Here is an 18,596-nt window from a genome sequence, read left to right on the forward strand (position 1 = left end):
CTCATCCGCAAAAGCCTCTCATTAGCCGTAATTGTCTTAGCCTCAGGAACATCCCGGTCAACTTCCGGTCGAAGGGCCGATACCCATTGAGGAAGGTCGGAATGAAGTTATCCGATGGTTTTGACGCTCGCCGCTTGCGGCCCAAAGGCCAACGCAACTGGCGTTTTAGAATCGGCGCCGCGTTTGCTGCGTTGCTGGCAATGAGCGGCGTACTGCTCGCCATGGCCGGTGCCGCCGCCCTGTTCGGTCATGCACCCGCCCTGGGCGAGTTGAACACCAACCGTGCCGGTGCGGCGGTGATTCTGGCGATTGGCCTGTTCGTGCTGTACCTCGGCGTGTGGCTGTGGCGCCGTTGCCGTCGCCGCTCGCGGCAATCACGAGAGCTGAACATGTCCCCGCATCTGATGAAAAAACACGACTGAGACCAAGATCGCGGCCGAATCCTGCGCACTTTGTCGCGCCCCCATTCGCTTCGAGTTAGGTAAACTGGCCGCCCTTCGCGGAGGCTGACATGCAAGACGACGATTTTTCCCTGTTCAAAAGCGCGATCCAAGGCGTCAAGCCGATCAAGCACGATCGCGCCGAAACCGGTAAACCCAAGGCTGACCGCGCGCAGATCGCCAAGCTGCGCCAGGCCGCTACCGTGCGCACCAATGCCACCACCGTCGACGGGCTGTCCGATCAGTTCGTCATCGACGTCGGCCCTGAAGACGAACTGATGTGGGCGCGTGACGGCGTGCAGGAAAGCCAGATGCGCAAACTCAAGGTCGGCCAGATTCCGTTCGAAGGCAGCCTCGATCTGCATGGCATGAACGTGGAAAAGGCTCGGGAAACCCTTTGGGCATTCCTGGCCGAAGCGACCAAATTCGAAATCCGCTGCGTGCGTGTCACCCACGGCAAAGCCGTGCGACTGGACGGCAAGCGGCCGATGATCAAAAGCCACGTCAACACGTGGCTACGCCAGCATCCGCAGGTGCTTGGCTTCACCTCGTGCCAGGCGAAACACGGCGGTGCCGGAGCGGTTTATGTGATGCTCAAACGCACCATGATGGAAGGTCGCGACGAGTAAAGCTGATGCATCGCGCTTGCAGCGTCGTGTCCGCCACCGTACCCTTGCCCTTTGCGTAAAATCCCACAGGTAGTTTCATGTCCCTGGAACAGAATTACACGGCGATCCTCGGCCAGCTCGGCGAGGACGTTTCCCGCGAAGGCCTGCTCGACACGCCAAAACGTGCCGCCAAAGCCATGCAGTACCTCTGCCGCGGTTATGAACAGACGCTCGAAGAAGTCACCAACGGTGCCTTGTTCAGCTCCGACAACAGCGAAATGGTGCTGGTCAAGGACATCGAGTTGTACTCGTTGTGCGAACACCACCTGCTGCCGTTCATCGGCAAGGCGCATGTCGCCTATATCCCGAGCGGCAAGGTTTTGGGTTTGTCGAAAGTCGCGCGGATCGTCGATATGTACGCCCGCCGCCTGCAGATCCAGGAAAACCTCAGCCGCCAGATCGCCGACGCGGTCCAGCAGGTCACCGGCGCGCTGGGCGTTGCCGTGGTGATCGAGGCCAAGCACATGTGCATGATGATGCGCGGTGTGGAAAAGCAGAATTCGAGCATGATCACCTCGGTGATGCTCGGTGAGTTCCGTGAGAACGCTGCTACCCGTAGTGAATTCCTCAGCCTCATCAAGTAATTTGCGACACAAGGAAAACCGGCATTCATCGCCGGTTTTTTTTCGCCTGTGAAAAATCAGGTAAGCTGCGCGCCTTTCTTCATTCGTCCCGTGAGGCTTTCAACGTGTTTGTAAAAGCGCTTCGTGTCGGCCTTGGCCAACTGATCATCTTCATCGACTTCATCACTCGCCCAAGCAAGAAGAAGCGCCCCGCCGCTGCTCAAGCTCAGGTCGAATCCGCCGCCAAAGGCCTGACCCTGTATCAATTTCACGCTTGCCCGTTCTGCGTGAAAACCCGCCGCACCCTGCGCCGCCTGAATGTGCCGGTGGCGTTGCGCGATGCGAAGAACAACGAACAGGATCGCCAGACCCTGCTGGAGCAAGGCGGCAAAATCAAGGTGCCGTGCCTGCGCATTGAAGAGAATGGCCAGACGACCTGGATGTATGAGTCCAAGGTGATCATTGATTATCTGGATAAGCGCTTTGCTACAGCCTGAGGTTTTTGTGGTGTGATTGATGGCCCTATCGCCAGCAGGCTGGCTCCCACAAGGGATTTGTGGTGTTCCCAAAACCTGCTGGCAATGAGGCCGATACAAGCACCGTAAACTCCAGATAAAAATAAACCGGCCCTTGAGCCGGTTTATTTGTTTCAGGCCGCTTGCGCCGCCTGCGCCTGTCGCACCACCGCAGCCAATCGCCCAAGCCCCTCATCCAATCGCGCCGGGTCGATATGGCTGAAGTTCAGCCGCAGATACCCGTGATGCTTGTCCGGCTCGGGGAAGAACGGCTCACCCGGCATGAATGCCACATCGTTGGCCAACGCTGCATTGAGCAGGGTTCGTGTGTCCAGCGGCTGCTTGAGTTTCAACCAGAAAAACAGCCCGCCCTGCGGCTCGTTCCAGTCCGCCAGATCAGCGAAATGGGTGTGCAGCGCCGCCTGAAACGCATCCCGGCGTACCCTGTAAAAATCACGCAACTCGCTGCGATGCTGCTGATACTTCTCGCTGCCGATCCATTGCAACGCCTGCCACTGGCCGACCCGATTGGTGTGCAAATCCGCCGATTGCTTGAGCTTGAGCAAATGCGGGAACAGGTCCGGGCTGGCAATCAGGTAGCCGACGCGCAAACCGGGCAACAAGGTTTTCGAGACGGTGCCGGTGTAGATCCAGCTAGCTTTTTTCAAGCGACTGACAATCGGCGTGGCGCTGCCGCCATCGAAGGTCAGTTCTCGGTAGGGCTCGTCTTCGATCAGCGTCACCCCAAACTCATCGAGCAACGCCGCCACCGCATCGCGCTTGGCTTCGCTGTAACGCACCGCTGATGGGTTCTGGAACGTCGGGATCAGGTAGATGAACGCCGGGCGATGTTTCTCCAGACGAGTGCGCAATTGCGCCAAGTCCGGTCCATCGGCTTCCAGCGGCACGGTGATGCAGTCTGCGCCAAACAACTGGAAAATTTGCAGGGCCGCCAGGTAAGTCGGCGCTTCGAGCAGGATCTCGGTGCCTTTGTCGATGTACAGCTTGGCTGCCAGATCGAGGGTTTGCTGGGAGCCGCTGACCACCAGCACCTGGCTCGCCTCACACGGCACACCCAGCGCCCGCGCCTCTGCCGCCAGCACTTCACGCAACGCCGGCTCGCCTTCGCTCATACCGTATTGGCCAATGGACACTGGCATGTCAGCCCAATCGACCTTGGGCAGCATGGCTTGCGCCGGCAGACCTCCAGCGAACGACATCACTTGCGGGCGCTGGGCGGCGGCAAGGATTTCACGGATCAGAGAACTTTTAAGGCGCGAGACACGTTCGGAAAAAGCCATGGAAGTCACCGGTAGCGAGGCCAAAGGATAATGAGTCAAACTTGTTGACCGAAATTACGACACCCCGAACGGATACGTCAACATGATTGACCTTAAAAACCCGATTTCCCAGCAACAGGCCATGGAAGCGTTTTTCTTCGGCTACCAGGCCTTCACCGCCAAGGCCGATGAGATGCTTGAGCGTCGAGGCCTGAGCCGGGTGCATCAACGCATCGTGTTTTTCATCGCCCGTTATCCAAACCTGAGCGTCAAGGAATTGCTGGCGCTGCTCGGGGTGAGCAAGCAGGCGCTGAACATGCCGCTGCGGCAATTGGTGGAAATGCATTTGGTGAACAGCGTTGCGCCCGAGACCGACAAGCGTAAGCGGTTGCTGGAACTGACCGATGACGGCGGACGGTTCGAGCAGTCGTTGCGTCGTGAACAGGTGAAATTGCTGGAGCGGGTGTTTGCCGAGGCTGGGGAGACGGCGGTGAATGGCTGGCTGGCGGTGAATCTGGCATTGGGGAAAAGCCAGACAGTTGTTGATTGACTGTTCTGGCCCCATCGCCAGCAGGCTGGCTCCCACAGTGATCTGTGGCGTGCACAAAACCTGCTGGCGATGAGGCCCGCGAAGGCGATATATCGCTATCGACGGAATTTTCGTAAACAAAATCAAAAACATTATTTGCTTTCTTTGTATACAAAAGCATAATCCACTTCGTGCGAGTTCCTGACCAGACGGTCAACAAATTCGCAAGTACCTCAAAGGGCCGCTGCCACCCCTCTCGGATCCGGCCCTGGAAATAAAAATAAAACTCTTGAGGAGTACTCGCTGTGGAAAGCCGCAAATCCGAAGCATCGACGCTGGATCTCTCGCCGCCATTACGCAATGGGCTGCTGGAGCGTCTGTTCAAACTCAGCTTGCACGGCACCACGGTGAAGACCGAGTTGATTGCCGGTCTGACTACCTTCATCACGATGGCCTACATCATCTTCGTCAACCCCAACATCATGGCTGACGCCGGAATCGATCACGGTGCGGCGTTCGTCGCCACCTGTATCGCCGCCGCACTGGGCTGCCTGTTGATGGGCCTGTACGCCAACTGGCCGGTCGGCCTGGCGCCGGGCATGGGCTTGAACGCGTTCTTCACTTACACCGTGGTCGGCACCATGGGCTACAACTGGGAAACCGCCCTCGGTGCGGTGTTTGTCTCCGGCGTGTTGTTCATGATTTTGACCTTCTCGCGAATCCGCGAATGGCTGCTCAACAGCATCCCGGTCAGCCTGCGCTTCGCCATGGGCGCCGGCGTCGGTCTGTTCCTCGGTCTGATCGGTTTGAAAACCGCGGGCATCGTCGTCGATAGCCCGGCCACGCTGATCAAGCTCGGCTCCCTGCGCGAGCCTGGCCCGCTGCTCGCCGCCGTGTGCTTCCTGATGATCGCCATCCTCAGCTATCACAAAGTGTTCGGTGCGATCCTGATCAGCATCATCACCGTCACCCTCGCCGGTTGGGGCCTGGGCCTGGTGCATTACGAAGGGATCATGTCGGCACCGCCGAGCCTGGCCCCGACCTGGATGGCCATGAACGTCGCCGGCGTGTTCAACGTCAGCATGATCAGCGTGGTCCTGGCGTTCCTCTTCGTGCACATGTTCGACACCGCCGGCACCTTAATGGGCGTAGCCCAGCGTGCCAACCTGGTGGGCGCTGACGGCAAGATCGAAAACCTCTCCCGCGCCATGAAAGCCGACAGTGCTTCCAGCGTATTTGGTGCCGTGGTCGGCGTGCCACCGGTCACCAGCTACGTGGAAAGTGCCGCGGGTGTCGCAGCGGGTGGTCGGACTGGTCTTACCGCAGTGACCGTAGGTGTGCTATTTATTGCAGCCATGTTCTTCGCTCCGCTGGCCGGCATGATCCCTGCCTATGCCACCGCGGGTGCGCTGATTTATGTAGCAATGCTGATGATGGGCGGCATGGCCCACATCGAGTGGGATGAAGCGACCGACAGCATTCCGGCGATCGTTACCGCAATCATGATGCCGCTGACCTTCTCGGTCGCCGACGGCATCGCGCTGGGCTTCATCACTTACGTGGCGTTGAAGGCCGGCACCGGCAAGTACAAGGAAATTTCCGTCAGCCTGTGGGTGCTCTGCGCGATCTTCATCGCCAAGTTCATCTTCTTGTAAGCCTTACGCGGGACACGTTTCAAAACAGCCTCACCCCGTCGGGTGAGGCTTTTGTGCAAATGGAGGAAAGTGATGAGTCTGGAAACCTGGCTGCTGTTCAGCGGCGCTGCACTCGTAGTGATCCTGATCCCGGGGCCACTGTCGTTGTTGATGATCAGCAACAGCCTGAACTACGGCCTGCGCCGTTCCTACCCGGCATTTCTCGGTGGCGTGATTGCGTCTATTTGCCTGCTCAGTGCTTCGGCATTGGGTCTGGGCGCCCTGCTGCTGGCGTCGGAACAACTGTTCAGCGCCCTGAAAATCGTCGGCGCGTTGTACCTGTTCTACCTCGCCTGGCAGAGCTGGCAGCAATCGCGCCAGCCTTCCCACGGCGCTGAAGTGCCGCAGGCAGCGCCGGTGCCACGTTTTCGCGCATTGTTCGGCCGCGCCTTCATGCTCGGTGCGAGCAATCCGAAAGACATACTTTTCTTCGCGGCTTTCCTGCCGCAGTTCCTGAGTGCCGAACAACCGTTCCTGCCACAGTTGCTGGTGATGATTGCGACCTGGACGGTGCTGGATTTGCTGTGCAAGTTGGCCTATGGCCTCGGTGCCCACGGTGCGGCGCGCTATCTGCGCAGCGGCAAAGGGCAGAGCTGGTTTAACCGGGTCAGTGCAGGACTGTTCAGTGGTGCTGGCGCAGCGTCCCTGTTGAGCCGTTAAAAGCATCGCTGGCAAGCCAGCTTCCACAGGTTCAGAGGGTGTTCACATTTTTTGTGTACGACCCGGGCACCGTGGGAGCTGGCTTGCCGGCGATGGCGTCAGCACGCCCCCACCTTTCTTCCAGGCGAAAAAAAGCCCGCAGTGTGAGCGGGCAAAAGACCAAAGAAGCTATATGCGCAGTCGCTTCCAGGTGGTGGCAGCTGCTTGGGGGATCAGCTGCCGCGGTACGTGGAGTAGCTGTAAGGCGAGATCAGCAGCGGTACATGGTAGTGATCCTGTTCAGCAGAGATGCCAAAACGCAGCACCACCACATCCAGGAACGCCGGTTCCGGCAGCTGAACGCCACGGGCGCGGTAGTAATCGCCCGCATGGAACTGAACCTGATAAACCCCGGTGCAGTAATCATCGCCTTGCAGCAACGGTGCATCGACACGGCCATCGCTGTTGGTTATCGCGCTGGCGACCAATTCCAGGTGCGAACCTTCAACGCGGTACAACTCGACCTTGATCGAGCTGCCCGGGCAACCGTGTGCAGCGTCCAAAACGTGTGTAGTCAAACGTCCCATTGATTCTGCGCGCCTGCCTGCGTGGAAGCAGTCAGACCTCGCGCCTCCCGAAGTCAGGTGAAAAGGAGACCGCACCGATTCGGAGCACGAAAAGCTGCGGCGAGCGACTGATTAAGACACTTTTAAAAAAAATTGTACACAATAAAAACGACATTTTTACTCCCACTGGCGCCATCCGTGGATTTCCCGCTGATTAACAGCCAAAGCGCAGCATTGCTGAACCCCGCAATCATTAACTGACCAAACAGGCAGATTTCTTGCAGGCTGATCCCAATAGCACGAAAAGATGACCGTTAACGAAAAATGCAAAAAATCAGGCTTACAAAGTGAATATAAAGTTGTATACAATCAGCCCATCGCTGTGACGCCAGCCAAGGCGTATCACACAAACTGTCATCACGAATAAGAAGGAAGACTGCAGTGAGCGCTGACTACCCTCGCGACCTGATCGGTTACGGCAGTAACCCTCCGCACCCACACTGGCCGGGCAATGCCCGCATCGCCCTGTCGTTCGTACTCAATTACGAAGAAGGCGGCGAGCGCAATATCCTGCACGGCGACAAAGAGTCCGAAGCGTTCCTCTCGGAAATGGTTTCCGCCCAGCCGCTGCAGGGCGCGCGCAACATGAGCATGGAATCCCTTTACGAGTATGGCAGCCGCGCCGGCGTCTGGCGGATTCTGAAACTGTTCAAGGAATTCGACATTCCGCTGACCATCTTCGCCGTGGCCATGGCCGCCCAGCGCCACCCGGATGTGATCCGCGCCATGGTCGATGCTGGCCACGAGATCTGCAGCCACGGCTACCGCTGGATCGACTACCAGTACATGGACGAAAACCAGGAACGCGAGCACATGCTCGAAGCGATCCGCATCCTCACCGAAATCACCGGCGAGCGCCCACTGGGCTGGTACACCGGCCGCACCGGCCCGAACACCCGTCGCCTGGTGATGGAAGAAGGCGGTTTCCTCTACGACTGCGACACTTACGACGACGACCTGCCCTACTGGGAACCGAACAACCCGACCGGCAAGCCGCACCTGGTGATCCCGTATACCCTGGACACCAACGACATGCGCTTCACCCAGGTCCAGGGTTTCAACAAGGGCGACGATTTCTTCGAATACCTCAAAGACGCGTTCGACGTGCTGTACGCCGAGGGCGCCGAAGCACCGAAAATGCTGTCGATCGGCCTGCATTGCCGCCTGATCGGCCGTCCGGCGCGTCTGGCGTCGCTCAAGCGCTTTATCGAATACGCTAAAAGTCATGAACAGGTGTGGTTCAGCCGTCGCGTCGACATCGCGCGTCACTGGCAAGAAACCCACCCGTACACAGGGGCTGCCAAATGAGCACCTTTCAAACCGTCAAACCATCGACCCTGAGCCGCGACGCTTTCGTCGCCGCGTTCGCCGATATCTACGAACATTCGCCATGGGTGGCCGAGAAGGCCTTCGACCTGGGCCAGGACGCTTCGATCGACGAGATCGAAACCCTGCACCAGCGCATGAGCGACATCCTGTTGAGCGCCGATCATGAAAGCCAACTGGCCCTGATCAACGCTCACCCGGACCTGGCAGGCCGCGCGGCCGTCCAGGGCCAACTGACCGAAGCCAGCACCAATGAACAGGCTGGCGCCGGTATTCACCAATGCACGGCCGAAGAGTTCCAGCGCTTCACCGAGCTGAACGACGCCTACAAAGCCAAGTTCAAGTTTCCCTTCATCATGGCGGTAAAAGGCAGCAACCGGCATCAGATCCTCGCAGCGTTCGAAACGCGCATTCATAACTCGGTCGAGACCGAATTCAAATGCGCGCTGGCGGAGATCAACAAGATCGCCCTGTTCCGATTACTGACCCTATAGCAAGCCTGGCCTGAGCGGGTTCAAGAACGCCGAAACCGCCAAGGGCCTCGCAAGCATCCCAAGCCACTTATTCAAAGGCAGACAAGAAGAATGAAAGCTTACGCCGTACCTTTCGAGAAGTTCGTCAACCTGGCCGACGCCCGCCTGGGCACCAAAATCATCTCGGTCACCGATGACTGGTTCGCAGACGCCAACCGTCTGTTCCAACCGACCCCGGCCGTATGGAAGGAGGGCGTGTTCGATGACAACGGCAAGTGGATGGACGGCTGGGAGTCGCGCCGCAAGCGCTTCGAAGGCTACGACAGCGCTGTGATCCGCCTGGGCGTACCGGGTTCGATCAAGGGCGTCGACATCGACACTTCATTCTTCACCGGTAACTTCCCGCCGTCTGCGTCCCTGGAGGCCTGCTTCCTGGCTGAAGGCGAGCCGAACGAAAACACCCAGTGGACTGAAGTGCTGTCCGCCGTCGAGCTGCAAGGCAACAGCCACCACTACCACGAAATCAACAACGACCAGGCGTTCAGTCACCTGCGCTTCAACATCTACCCGGACGGCGGTGTTGCCCGTCTGCGCGTGTACGGCATTCCGTTCCGCGACTGGTCGGCTGTTGGCGACAACGAGCAAGTCGACCTTGCTGCAGCCCTCAACGGTGGCCGCGCCCTCGCCTGCTCCGACGAACACTTCGGCCGCATGAGCAACATCCTCAACCCGGGCCGTGGCATCAACATGGGCGACGGTTGGGAAACTGCACGTCGTCGTACCCCGGGCAATGACTGGGTCATCGTCGCGCTGGGTCACCCGGGCGAGATCGAAAAAATCATCGTCGACACCCTGCACTTCAAAGGCAACTACCCGGACACTTGCTCGATCCAGGGCGCGTTCGTGAAGGGCGGTACCGACAGCCAGATCGAAACCCAGTCGCTGTTCTGGCGCGAGCTGCTGCCAAGCCAAAAGCTGGAAATGCACGCCGAACACACCTTCGCCGAGCAGATCAAGGCACTGGGCCCAATCACCCACATCCGCCTGAACTTGTTCCCGGATGGTGGTGTGAGCCGCCTGCGCGTTTTGGGCAAGGTCGCTAAATAAGCGCTGAACCCAATCGCTAGCAGGCTAGCTCCCACATTTGGAATGCATTCCACTGTGGGAGCCAACCTGCTGGCGATAGCAACAGAACCAACAACACAGAATTCGGAAAAGAACAGCATGCGCACACTGACGATTGAACCGCTGACCAAAGAAGCCTTCGCCCCTTTCGGTGACGTGATCGAAACCGACGGCAGCGATCACTTCATGATCAACAACGGTTCGACCATGCGCTTCCATAAACTGGCCACGGTCGAAACCGCCACGCCAGAGGACAACGCGATCATCAGCATTTTCCGCGCCGACGCGCAGGACATGCCGCTGACCGTGAGCATGCTGGAGCGCCATCCGCTGGGCAGCCAGGCTTTCATACCGCTGCTCGGCAACCCCTTTCTGATCGTGGTCGCGCCCGTTGGCGATGAACCTGTATCAGGCTTGGTCCGCGCCTTCGTCACCAACGGCAGGCAGGGCATTAATTACCATCGCGGCGTTTGGCACCACCCGGTGCTGACGATCGAAAAGCGGGATGACTTCCTGGTGGTTGATCGCAGTGGCACAGGCAATAACTGCGATGAGCATTTTTTCAAAGAGGATGAGCGTTTGATCCTCGCCCCCCACCAATAAGAGAAGGTCTGATCACTCGACAACAGAGTGACAGGCGAGAGGTAAAGACTGTGGAAGCACATCTGTTGGAATGGCTGAACCTGAGCGTGCGCTGGGTTCATATGATTACTGGTGTGGCCTGGATCGGCGCATCGTTCTACTTCGTCTGGCTGGAAAACAACCTCAATCGGGTCAACCCGAAAAGCGGTCTGGCCGGTGATTTGTGGGCGATCCACGGCGGTGGTATCTACCACCTGGAAAAATACAAACTGGCTCCACCGACCATGCCGGACAACCTGCACTGGTTCAAATGGGAAGCCTACTTCACCTGGATGTCGGGGATCGCGCTGCTGTGCGTGGTGTTCTACTCCAACCCGACGCTCTACCTGCTGGCTCCGGGCAGCACTCTGAGCGGTCCTGAAGGCGTGGCCATCGGTATCGGCTCGCTGTTCATCGGCTGGTTCATCTACTCCTTCCTCTGCGACTCGGCCCTGGGTAAACGCCCTGCCCTGCTCGGCTTCATCCTGTTCGTGCTGATCATTGGCGCCGCTTACGGCTTCAGTAAAGTGTTCAGCGGTCGTGGTGCGTACCTGCACGTCGGCGCGATCATCGGCACCATCATGGTCGGCAACGTGTTCCGCATCATCATGCCGGCGCAACGCGCACTGGTCGCTGCCATCGCCGAGAACCGCACGCCCGATCCGGCGCTGCCAGCCAAAGGCTTGCTGCGTTCGCGTCACAACAACTACTTCACCTTGCCCGTGCTGTTCATCATGATCAGCAACCACTTCCCGAGCACTTACGGCAGCCAGTACAACTGGTTGATCCTGGCCGGGATCGCGGTGTTGGCGGTGTTGGTGCGTCACTACTTCAACACCCGTCACGACAGCCACAAGTTTGCCTGGACCCTGCCCGTGGCAGCGGTGGGCATGATTTGCCTGGCTTATGTGTCCGGTCCGAAGCCGATGTCCAGCGCCCCTGAAGTAGCCAAGGCTCCTGCCGCCATCGAATACCAGCCGCTGCCGGAAACTGCAGTAGGGGGTGGTTTGAAACCGGCTGAAGCCAAACCTGCCGAGGCACCTGCAGCCGCTCCGGCTCAGGCATCCAACGCCGGTCCTGGTTTCGACAAGGTGCACAGCGTGATTCAGGAACGTTGCTCGGTCTGCCATTCGGCCAAACCGACCAGCCCTCTGTTCAGCGCGGCGCCGGCCGGTGTGATGTTCGACACTCCCGAGCAGATTCGCCAGAACGCTGCGCGCATCCAGGCTCAAGCCGTCGCCAGTCAGATCATGCCACTGGGCAACATCACGCAGATGACCCAACAGGAACGTGACCTGATCGGTGCCTGGATTGCCCAGGGAGCGCCGACCAATTAAGCGTTGAAAGCATCGCGGGCAAGCCTCGCTCCCACAAGGATCAGCTAAATCCTGTGGGAGCTGGCTTGCCTGCGATTGGCCGCTCAGCGGTCACCCTGATGCACAAAATCACAAGAATAAAAAAGATCCGAGGTGTTGCATGTCCGAGCTCTCCAAAGCGCGCATCCCCGACGCACCCGCCATTCAGCGTTTGCCCCTTTTGCAACTGATCCTGGTCGGTTTGCAACATGTTCTGCTGATGTACGGTGGTGCCATCGCGGTGCCGCTGATCATCGGACAGGCCGCTGGCCTGAGTCGTGAAGAAATCGCCTTCCTGATCAACGCCGACCTGCTGGTCGCCGGTATCGCCACCATCGTTCAATCGCTGGGCATCGGCCCCATGGGCATTCGCATGCCGGTGATGATGGGGGCCAGTTTCGCCGCTGTCGGCAGCATGGTCGCCATGGCCGGCATGCCCGGTATCGGCCTGCAAGGGATCTTCGGCGCGACCATCGCCGCCGGGTTCTTCGGCATGCTTATCGCTCCGTTCATGTCCAAAGTCGTACGTTTCTTCCCGCCTCTGGTGACCGGCACGGTCATCACTTCGATCGGTTTATCGTTGTTCCCCGTAGCCGTGAACTGGGCTGGCGGCGGAGCAAGCGCCGCTCAGTTCGGTTCCCCGATTTACCTGACCATTGCTGCGCTGGTGCTCGGCACCATCCTGTTGGTGCATCGCTTCATGCGTGGTTTCTGGGTCAACATTTCCGTGCTGATCGGCATGTGCCTGGGCTACGTGCTTTGCGGCGTGCTCGGCATGGTTGACCTCAGTGGCATGGCCCAGGCGCCATGGCTGCAATTCGTTACCCCGCTGCATTTCGGCATGCCGAAATTCGAACTCGCGCCGATCCTGTCGATGTGTCTTGTCGTGGTGATCATTTTCGTCGAGTCCACCGGGATGTTCATCGCGCTGGGCAAAATCACCGGCCAGGAAGTCTGCCCACGGATGTTGCGTCGCGGCTTGCTGTGTGATGCCGGCGCTTCGTTCTTCGCCGGTTTCTTCAACACCTTCACCCACTCCTCTTTCGCGCAGAACATCGGCCTGGTGCAGATGACCGGCGTGCGTTGCCGCTCGGTGACCATCGTCGCCGGTGGTTTGCTGATCGTGTTGAGCCTGCTGCCGAAAGCGGCGTTCCTCGTGGCATCGATTCCGCCAGCGGTACTCGGTGGTGCGGCGATTGCGATGTTCGGCATGGTCGCCGCCACCGGAATCAAGATTCTTCAGGAAGCCGACATCGGTGACCGTCGCAACCAGTTGCTCGTGGCGGTGAGCATCGGCATGGGCCTGATCCCGGTGGTGCGTCCGGAGTTTTTCGCCCACCTGCCGCTATGGATGAGCCCGATCACCCACAGCGGTATCGCCATGGCCACCCTCAGCGCGCTGACGCTGAACCTGCTGTTCAACATCCTTGGCGGCGCCGAACGCGCAGCGATCAACGACTGCCACGCACACCAGCACTAAGAGAGACACCACAAACCCTGCAGGAGCGAGCTTGCTCGCCCCTACAGGGTCAGCGGCTGCCTGCGCCTTGCAAAAATAAAAACAAGAGGAAGCAACAGATGATTCGGACTCAGACAAACATGCTGTTGGGCGGTGGTCTTCTGGCCGCTACACAAGTCATGGCTGGCGATCTACTGCTGTGGCAAACCAACAGCTTGAGCTATCTGTACGGCAAGGATTTCGCGGTGAACCCGTCGATCCAGCAGACGATCACCTTCGAACACGCCGACCGCTGGAAGTACGGTGACAACTTCATGTTCATCGACAGCACTTACTACAACGGCGAGAAAGACCGCAACAAAGGCGTCCACGCCTATTACGGCGAGTTCAGCCCGCGCCTCTCCCTTGGCAAAATCCTCGATCGGCGTTTCGAATTCGGTCCGATCAAGGACGTGCTGCTGGCCATGACTTACGAGAACGGCGAAGACGACACCGAGGCTTACCTGATCGGCCCCGGTTTTGACCTCGCGATCCCGGGCTTCAACTTTTTCACCTTGAACTTCTATAACCGCCAGACCGAAGGCTCGCGCCCCGGCGACGATGTCTGGCAAATCACCCCGGCCTGGTCCTATACCATTCCAGTGGGCAATTCGAGCGTGTTGATCGACGGCTACATCGACTGGGTCGTGGACAACGACCAGAACTCGCACGGCACCTACCACGCCAACCTGCACTTCAACCCGCAGATCAAATACGACTTGGGCAAGGCCTTGGGCTGGCGTGAGAAACAGGTGTATGTCGGCGCCGAGTACAGCTACTGGAAAGACAAGTACGGCATCGAAAACAACGGCAACCTCGACACCAATGAAAACACCACCAGCCTGCTGGTGAAGGTGCATTTCTAAGATGACCCGCAACCGTGCCCCAAACCTGTCGTCGGTGCGCTGTTGCGGGGCACTTGAGACCTGGCCAAGGAGTCAGTATTCTCCGCGGCCGCCTGAATCCGCTTTAAAAAAAAGCCCGGATTTAATTCCTGACCAGAAAGCCAACTTATCCCGGCTCTGGACGGTCCCCAGGCCTTCCCGAATGACTCTCAATCGACTGTTTTTGAGCAGCCGAGCGGGAGTTTTTTTGTTTTCCGAAAGCCTTGGCGCAGCTCTTGCTAATAGCAACAAAGCTGACCGGTTGGATGAATTTTTACCGCGACGGAAAAAGGCGCCACACCAGAGCGTCGACCTTAAAAAAACGTGAAACCACTACTTTTTGGGAGCAACCGAATGAAACGTACGTGCACTAGCCTGATGCTGGCGGGATCAATGCTGGCTGGGGGTCAGGCCATGGCCGGCGACTTGCTGCAATGGCAGAACAACAGCCTGACCTACCTGTATGGCAAGGACTTCCAGGTCAACCCACGCATCCAGCAGACGGTGACCTTCGAACACGCCGACGGCTGGAAATACGGCGACAACTTCTTCTTCATCGACAAGATCTTCTACAACGGCAAGGAAGACGCCTTCGCGGGCAAGAACACTCACTACGGTGAATTCAGCCCACGCCTGTCGTTCAACAAGATCTTCGATCAGAAACTCGAATTCGGCCCGATCAAAGACGTGCTGCTGGCCATGACGTACGAGTTCGGTGAAGACGATACCGAGTCCTACCTGATCGGTCCTGGTTTCGACCTGGCCATCCCGGGTTTCGACTACTTCCAGTTGAACTTCTACAACCGTCACACCGAAGGCGACCGTCCGGGCGACAATATCTGGCAGGTCACGCCGGCCTGGTCCTACACTATTCCGGTCGGCGACTCGAGCATCCTGATCGACGGTTTCATGGACTGGGTGGTCGACAACGACGTCAACAAAAAAGGCGAATACCACGCCAACCTGCACTTCAATCCGCAGATCAAGTACGACCTCGGCAAAGCGCTGAACCTGGGCGAGAAGCAGTTGTACGTCGGTGTCGAGTATGACTACTGGAAGAACAAGTACGGTATCGAAGACAGCCAGGGCTTCAAGACCGATCAGAGCGTGACCAGCTTCCTGGTCAAGGTTCACTTCTGATCCTGTAGGCGTGAGCCTGCTCGCGATGGACTAGAAAGCGCCTCGAGGTGTCAGACGCCCAGCGTTATCGTTAACGTCCATCGCGAGTAGGCTCGCTCCTACATCAGCCCCAAAAACCGACACAACTCATCCTTTTTGGCCAGCGCATCCCGCCGCCCCAGATCAATCAACTCGCTGCAGTATCCCGCCTCGAACAACAGATAACTCAACACCCCCGCCCCACTGGTCTTGGTCGCCCCCGGCCCGCGCAGAAACAGGCGCAGCGCCGCCGGCAATTCCTGGCGATGACGCGCGGCGATCTCGTCGATAGGCTGACTCGGTGAAATCACCAAAACCTCAACAGGTGCCACACCCAGCGCACGGGTCGGCGTGCCGTCGGGCATGAGGTGGCTGAACTGATTCAAACGCTGCAAAAGCTCGATGTCGCTTTCCAGGCTATCAATGAACGTACTGTTGAGCATGTGGCCGCCGATCTGTGCCAGCGTTGGTTGTTGCCCTGTATAGGCGCGTTGCAGCGGTTGATCGGGGTCAATGCCACGCGGGTTGCCGCTGACGCCCACCACCAGCACCCGACTGGCCCCCAGGTGCAGCGCCGGGCTGATCGGCGCCGATTGGCGCACCGCACCATCGCCGAAATACTCCTCGCCGATTTTCACCGGGGCGAACAGCAGTGGAATGGCCGAGCTGGCGAGCAAATGGTCAACGGACAGCTGGGTCGGCACGCCGATCCGCCGATGGCGCAACCAGGCGTCGATGGTGCCGCCGCCCTGATAGAAAGTGACGGCTTGACCGGACTCGTAGCCGAACGCAGTCACCGCCACCGCCTGCAATTGCTTTTGCGCGATGGATTCGGCGATGCCGTTCATGTGCAATTTGTCGTTGAGCAAGCGGCGCAGAGGCGAACTGTTGAGCAGCGCCACCGGAACTTGAGCGCCGATGCCCAGCAAGCTGTGGCTGACAAAGCGGCTGGCCTGGCGGATCACGCCGGGCCAGTCACTGCGCAGCACCAAATGACTGCGAAAGCCTTGCCAGAAGGCAGTCAACCGTTCGATGGCCGCGCGAAAATCCGTCGCCCCACTGGCCAGGCTGACGGCATTGATCGCCCCGGCCGACGTGCCGACGATCACCGGAAACGGATTGTCCGCGCCCATTGGCAAAAGCTCCGCAATCGCGGCCAGAACCCCCACCTGATAGGCCGCCCGAGCCCCGCCGCCGGAAAGAATCAACCCTGTAACCGGTTCAGCAGGACTCATCGCAACACTCCATGGTGCTTATTGGGCTCGATCGATCAACCGCGTTTTGCGTACAGCTTGGGCTCGCCCGGTGGACGGCTCTTGAAGCGGCGATGCGCCCAGAGGTATTGCTCCGGACAATCGCGCAATACACCTTCGATCCACTGGTTGATGCGCAGGCAATCGGCTTCTTCGGTTTCGCCGGGGAAGCCTTCGAGCGGCGCATGGATCACCAGGCGATAACCGCTGCCGTCAGCCAGCCGTTCCTGAGTGAACGGCACCACCAGCGCCTTGCCTAGCCGGGCAAATTTACTGGTGGCGGTGACCGTCGCGGCCTGAATGCCGAACAGCGGCACGAAAATGCTTTGCTTGGCGCCGTAGTCCTGATCCGGTGCGTACCAGATCGCGCGGCCGGCCCGCAGCAACTTGAGCATGCCGCGTACGTCTTCACGCTCGATCGCCAGCGAATCGGGGTTGTGACGCTCGCGCCCCTGGCGCTGGACGTAGTCGAACAGCGGATTCTTGTGCTCGCGGTACATGCCGTCGATGGTGTGTTGCTGGCCAAGCAGTGCGGCGCCGATTTCCAGGGTGGTGAAATGCACCGCCATCAGGATCACGCCCTTGCCTTCGCGCTGGGCCTGCTGCAAATGCTCCAGCCCTTCGATATGGGCCAGCTTCGCCAGACGCTCACGCGACCACCACCAGCTCATCGCCATCTCGAAGAAAGCGATGCCGGTTGACGCGAAGTTTTCCTTGAGCAGGCGCTTGCGCTCGGTCGCGGACTTTTCCGGGAAACACAGCTCCAGATTACGCTTGGCAATGCGCCGTCGGTCGCCTGCCGCGCGATACATCAAGGCCCCGAGCGCACGACCGAGCCACAGCAATGCCGGATATGGCAGCTGTACGATCAGCCACAACAACCCCAAGCCACACCACAGCGGCCAGAAACGTGGAGACAGAAAAGTTTTTTGAAAACGCGGGCGATCCATTAATGCATCCGGAAAGACAATGGCCGCGCATTCTACATCGTTCGACCCGGCTTGCGGCCTGCGGGCGTTCTCGTTATAAGTCTCGGCACTTTTAGTGACAAGTCGTTGTATGCCGACCATGAGCCAAACCGAACTGCTAGACCAAGATCCCGTGTTCCAGCTAAAGGGCAGCATGCTCGCCATTACGGTGCTGGAACTGGCCCGTAACGACCTCGAAGGCCTCGACCGGCAGTTGGCCGCCAAGGTCGCCCAGGCGCCTGGTTTTTTCAGCAACGCGCCGCTGGTACTGGCCCTGGACAAACTTCCGGCCAGTGAAGGCGCGGTGGACTTACCGGGCCTGATGCGCGTTTGCCGCCAGCATGGTCTGCGCACCCTGGCGATCCGTGCCAGCCGTATCGAAGACATCGCCGCGGCTATCGCCGTCGACCTGCCGGTGTTACCGCCATCCGGTGCCCGCGAGCGTGCGCTGGATCTCAATGAAGGCGTGGTTGCGAAAAAACCGGAAAAACCGCCCGAGCCGACCATCAAACCGACGAAAATCATCACGTCGCCAGTACGTGGTGGCCAGCAGATTTATGCCCAGGGCAGCGATCTGGTGGTGATCTCCTCGGTCAGCCCCGGGGCGGAACTTCTCGCCGATGGCAACATCCATGTATACGGCCCCATGCGTGGTCGAGTGCTGGCCGGCGTCAAGGGCGACACGAAAGCCAGGATTTTCTGTCAGCAAATGAGCGCTGAACTGGTCTCAATCGCAGGGCATTACAAGGTTTCCGAAGATCTGCGCCGCGACCCTTTATGGGGTTCGGGCGTGCAGGTCAGCCTGTCGGGCGATGTGTTGAACATCATTCGTCTTTAACGGATACTGCCGCATTTTCCAAGCATCTCTAAAACGTAGCGAAAACGGCTCAAACGAAGTAGGAAACAGGCGAAAAGCAGTGTTTACCGGGGGTAAGCGCCGCTAAAAACCGAACTCCAGCCAAGGCTGTCCGACTGCAGTAG

At 58.9% G+C, this 18,596-nt stretch carries 20 protein-coding genes; 16 read left to right on the forward strand and 4 right to left on the reverse strand.

Annotated elements, in window-relative coordinates; all coding sequences use genetic code 11:
* Positions 1-101: 101 nt before the first annotated feature.
* The 4 genes from ACNYC6_RS04825 (at position 102) to ACNYC6_RS04840 (ending at position 2,168) form a co-directional block, all read left to right on the forward strand.
* Positions 102-422, forward strand: a complete 321-nt coding sequence (locus ACNYC6_RS04825; protein ID WP_338585477.1) for a hypothetical protein — start codon at positions 102-104, stop codon at positions 420-422.
* Between the two features lie 89 nt (positions 423-511).
* A complete protein-coding gene (locus ACNYC6_RS04830) occupies positions 512-1,069 on the forward strand; it encodes a Smr/MutS family protein (protein ID WP_419711326.1) in 558 nt (185 codons plus the stop codon).
* Between the two features lie 77 nt (positions 1,070-1,146).
* Positions 1,147-1,692, forward strand: a complete 546-nt coding sequence (gene folE, locus ACNYC6_RS04835) for a GTP cyclohydrolase I FolE (RefSeq protein ID WP_003204506.1) — start codon at positions 1,147-1,149, stop codon at positions 1,690-1,692.
* A 104-nt stretch (positions 1,693-1,796) separates the two neighbouring features.
* Positions 1,797-2,168: a glutathione S-transferase N-terminal domain-containing protein gene (locus ACNYC6_RS04840; RefSeq protein ID WP_419711327.1), complete on the forward strand. Its 372-nt coding sequence runs from the start codon at positions 1,797-1,799 to the stop codon at positions 2,166-2,168.
* A 152-nt stretch (positions 2,169-2,320) separates the two neighbouring features.
* Here ACNYC6_RS04840 and ACNYC6_RS04845 read toward each other — a convergent pair whose 3' ends face one another.
* Positions 2,321-3,487, reverse strand: a complete 1,167-nt coding sequence (locus tag ACNYC6_RS04845; protein WP_419711328.1) for a PLP-dependent aminotransferase family protein — start codon at positions 3,485-3,487, stop codon at positions 2,321-2,323.
* A gap of 82 nt (positions 3,488-3,569) precedes the next feature.
* On the opposite strand from ACNYC6_RS04845, the gene ACNYC6_RS04850 reads away from it, so the two are divergent.
* The 3 genes from ACNYC6_RS04850 to ACNYC6_RS04860 all read left to right on the forward strand — a co-directional run bounded on the left by ACNYC6_RS04850 (position 3,570) and on the right by ACNYC6_RS04860 (position 6,349).
* Complete coding sequence (locus tag ACNYC6_RS04850; protein ID WP_419711329.1) at positions 3,570-4,016, forward strand: MarR family winged helix-turn-helix transcriptional regulator; 447 nt, start codon at positions 3,570-3,572, stop codon at positions 4,014-4,016.
* 284 nt (positions 4,017-4,300) lie between these two features.
* Complete coding sequence (locus tag ACNYC6_RS04855; RefSeq protein ID WP_015096117.1) at positions 4,301-5,650, forward strand: NCS2 family permease; 1,350 nt, start codon at positions 4,301-4,303, stop codon at positions 5,648-5,650.
* Positions 5,651-5,722: 72 nt separating this feature from the next.
* Positions 5,723-6,349 (forward strand): LysE family translocator, encoded by a 627-nt coding sequence (locus ACNYC6_RS04860; RefSeq protein ID WP_008146144.1) that lies wholly within the window; start codon positions 5,723-5,725, stop codon positions 6,347-6,349.
* 212 nt (positions 6,350-6,561) lie between these two features.
* Here ACNYC6_RS04860 and uraH read toward each other — a convergent pair whose 3' ends face one another.
* On the reverse strand, positions 6,562-6,915 hold the full coding sequence (gene uraH, locus ACNYC6_RS04865) for a hydroxyisourate hydrolase (RefSeq protein ID WP_419711330.1): 354 nt from the start codon (positions 6,913-6,915) through the stop codon (positions 6,562-6,564).
* A 420-nt stretch (positions 6,916-7,335) separates the two neighbouring features.
* Here uraH and puuE point away from each other — a divergent pair, with 420 nt between their 5' ends.
* From puuE to ACNYC6_RS04905, 8 genes are all read left to right on the forward strand, one after another.
* On the forward strand, positions 7,336-8,262 hold the full coding sequence (gene puuE, locus ACNYC6_RS04870; RefSeq protein WP_416130187.1) for an allantoinase PuuE: 927 nt from the start codon (positions 7,336-7,338) through the stop codon (positions 8,260-8,262).
* Positions 8,259-8,774: a 2-oxo-4-hydroxy-4-carboxy-5-ureidoimidazoline decarboxylase gene (gene uraD / locus ACNYC6_RS04875; RefSeq protein WP_419711331.1), complete on the forward strand. Its 516-nt coding sequence runs from the start codon at positions 8,259-8,261 to the stop codon at positions 8,772-8,774. Before puuE ends, uraD begins: the two co-directional genes overlap by 4 nt.
* A 90-nt stretch (positions 8,775-8,864) precedes the next feature.
* Positions 8,865-9,860 carry an allantoicase gene (alc, locus tag ACNYC6_RS04880; protein ID WP_419711332.1) on the forward strand — a complete coding sequence of 332 codons (996 nt, stop codon included), beginning with the start codon at positions 8,865-8,867 and terminating at the stop codon, positions 9,858-9,860.
* A gap of 117 nt (positions 9,861-9,977) precedes the next feature.
* Positions 9,978-10,481 carry an ureidoglycolate lyase gene (locus ACNYC6_RS04885; RefSeq protein WP_419712911.1) on the forward strand — a complete coding sequence of 168 codons (504 nt, stop codon included), beginning with the start codon at positions 9,978-9,980 and terminating at the stop codon, positions 10,479-10,481.
* Between the two features lie 50 nt (positions 10,482-10,531).
* Complete coding sequence (locus tag ACNYC6_RS04890) at positions 10,532-11,836, forward strand: urate hydroxylase PuuD (RefSeq protein ID WP_419711333.1); 1,305 nt, start codon at positions 10,532-10,534, stop codon at positions 11,834-11,836.
* A 139-nt stretch (positions 11,837-11,975) separates the two neighbouring features.
* Positions 11,976-13,334: a nucleobase:cation symporter-2 family protein gene (locus ACNYC6_RS04895; RefSeq protein ID WP_419711334.1), complete on the forward strand. Its 1,359-nt coding sequence runs from the start codon at positions 11,976-11,978 to the stop codon at positions 13,332-13,334.
* A 98-nt stretch (positions 13,335-13,432) separates the two neighbouring features.
* Entirely contained in the window at positions 13,433-14,218 is a 786-nt protein-coding gene (locus ACNYC6_RS04900) for an outer membrane protein OmpK (protein WP_419711335.1), read from the forward strand.
* 372 nt (positions 14,219-14,590) lie between these two features.
* Positions 14,591-15,376 (forward strand): outer membrane protein OmpK, encoded by a 786-nt coding sequence (locus ACNYC6_RS04905; protein ID WP_419711336.1) that lies wholly within the window; start codon positions 14,591-14,593, stop codon positions 15,374-15,376.
* Positions 15,377-15,474: 98 nt separating this feature from the next.
* On the opposite strand, the gene ACNYC6_RS04910 is transcribed toward ACNYC6_RS04905, so the two are convergent.
* Together ACNYC6_RS04910 and ACNYC6_RS04915 are read right to left on the reverse strand one after the other, a co-directional pair.
* On the reverse strand, positions 15,475-16,629 hold the full coding sequence (locus tag ACNYC6_RS04910; protein ID WP_419711337.1) for a patatin-like phospholipase family protein: 1,155 nt from the start codon (positions 16,627-16,629) through the stop codon (positions 15,475-15,477).
* Positions 16,630-16,664: 35 nt separating this feature from the next.
* Positions 16,665-17,597, reverse strand: coding sequence for a lipid A biosynthesis lauroyl acyltransferase (locus ACNYC6_RS04915; RefSeq protein ID WP_419711338.1), 933 nt, complete (start codon positions 17,595-17,597; stop codon positions 16,665-16,667).
* Positions 17,598-17,715: 118 nt separating this feature from the next.
* On the opposite strand from ACNYC6_RS04915, the gene minC reads away from it, so the two are divergent.
* Positions 17,716-18,453 carry a septum site-determining protein MinC gene (minC, locus tag ACNYC6_RS04920; RefSeq protein ID WP_416130179.1) on the forward strand — a complete coding sequence of 246 codons (738 nt, stop codon included), beginning with the start codon at positions 17,716-17,718 and terminating at the stop codon, positions 18,451-18,453.
* Positions 18,454-18,596 lie beyond the last annotated feature (143 nt).

The organism is Pseudomonas sp. NFX224 (assembly GCF_048565165.1).
Lineage (GTDB): Bacteria > Pseudomonadota > Gammaproteobacteria > Pseudomonadales > Pseudomonadaceae > Aquipseudomonas.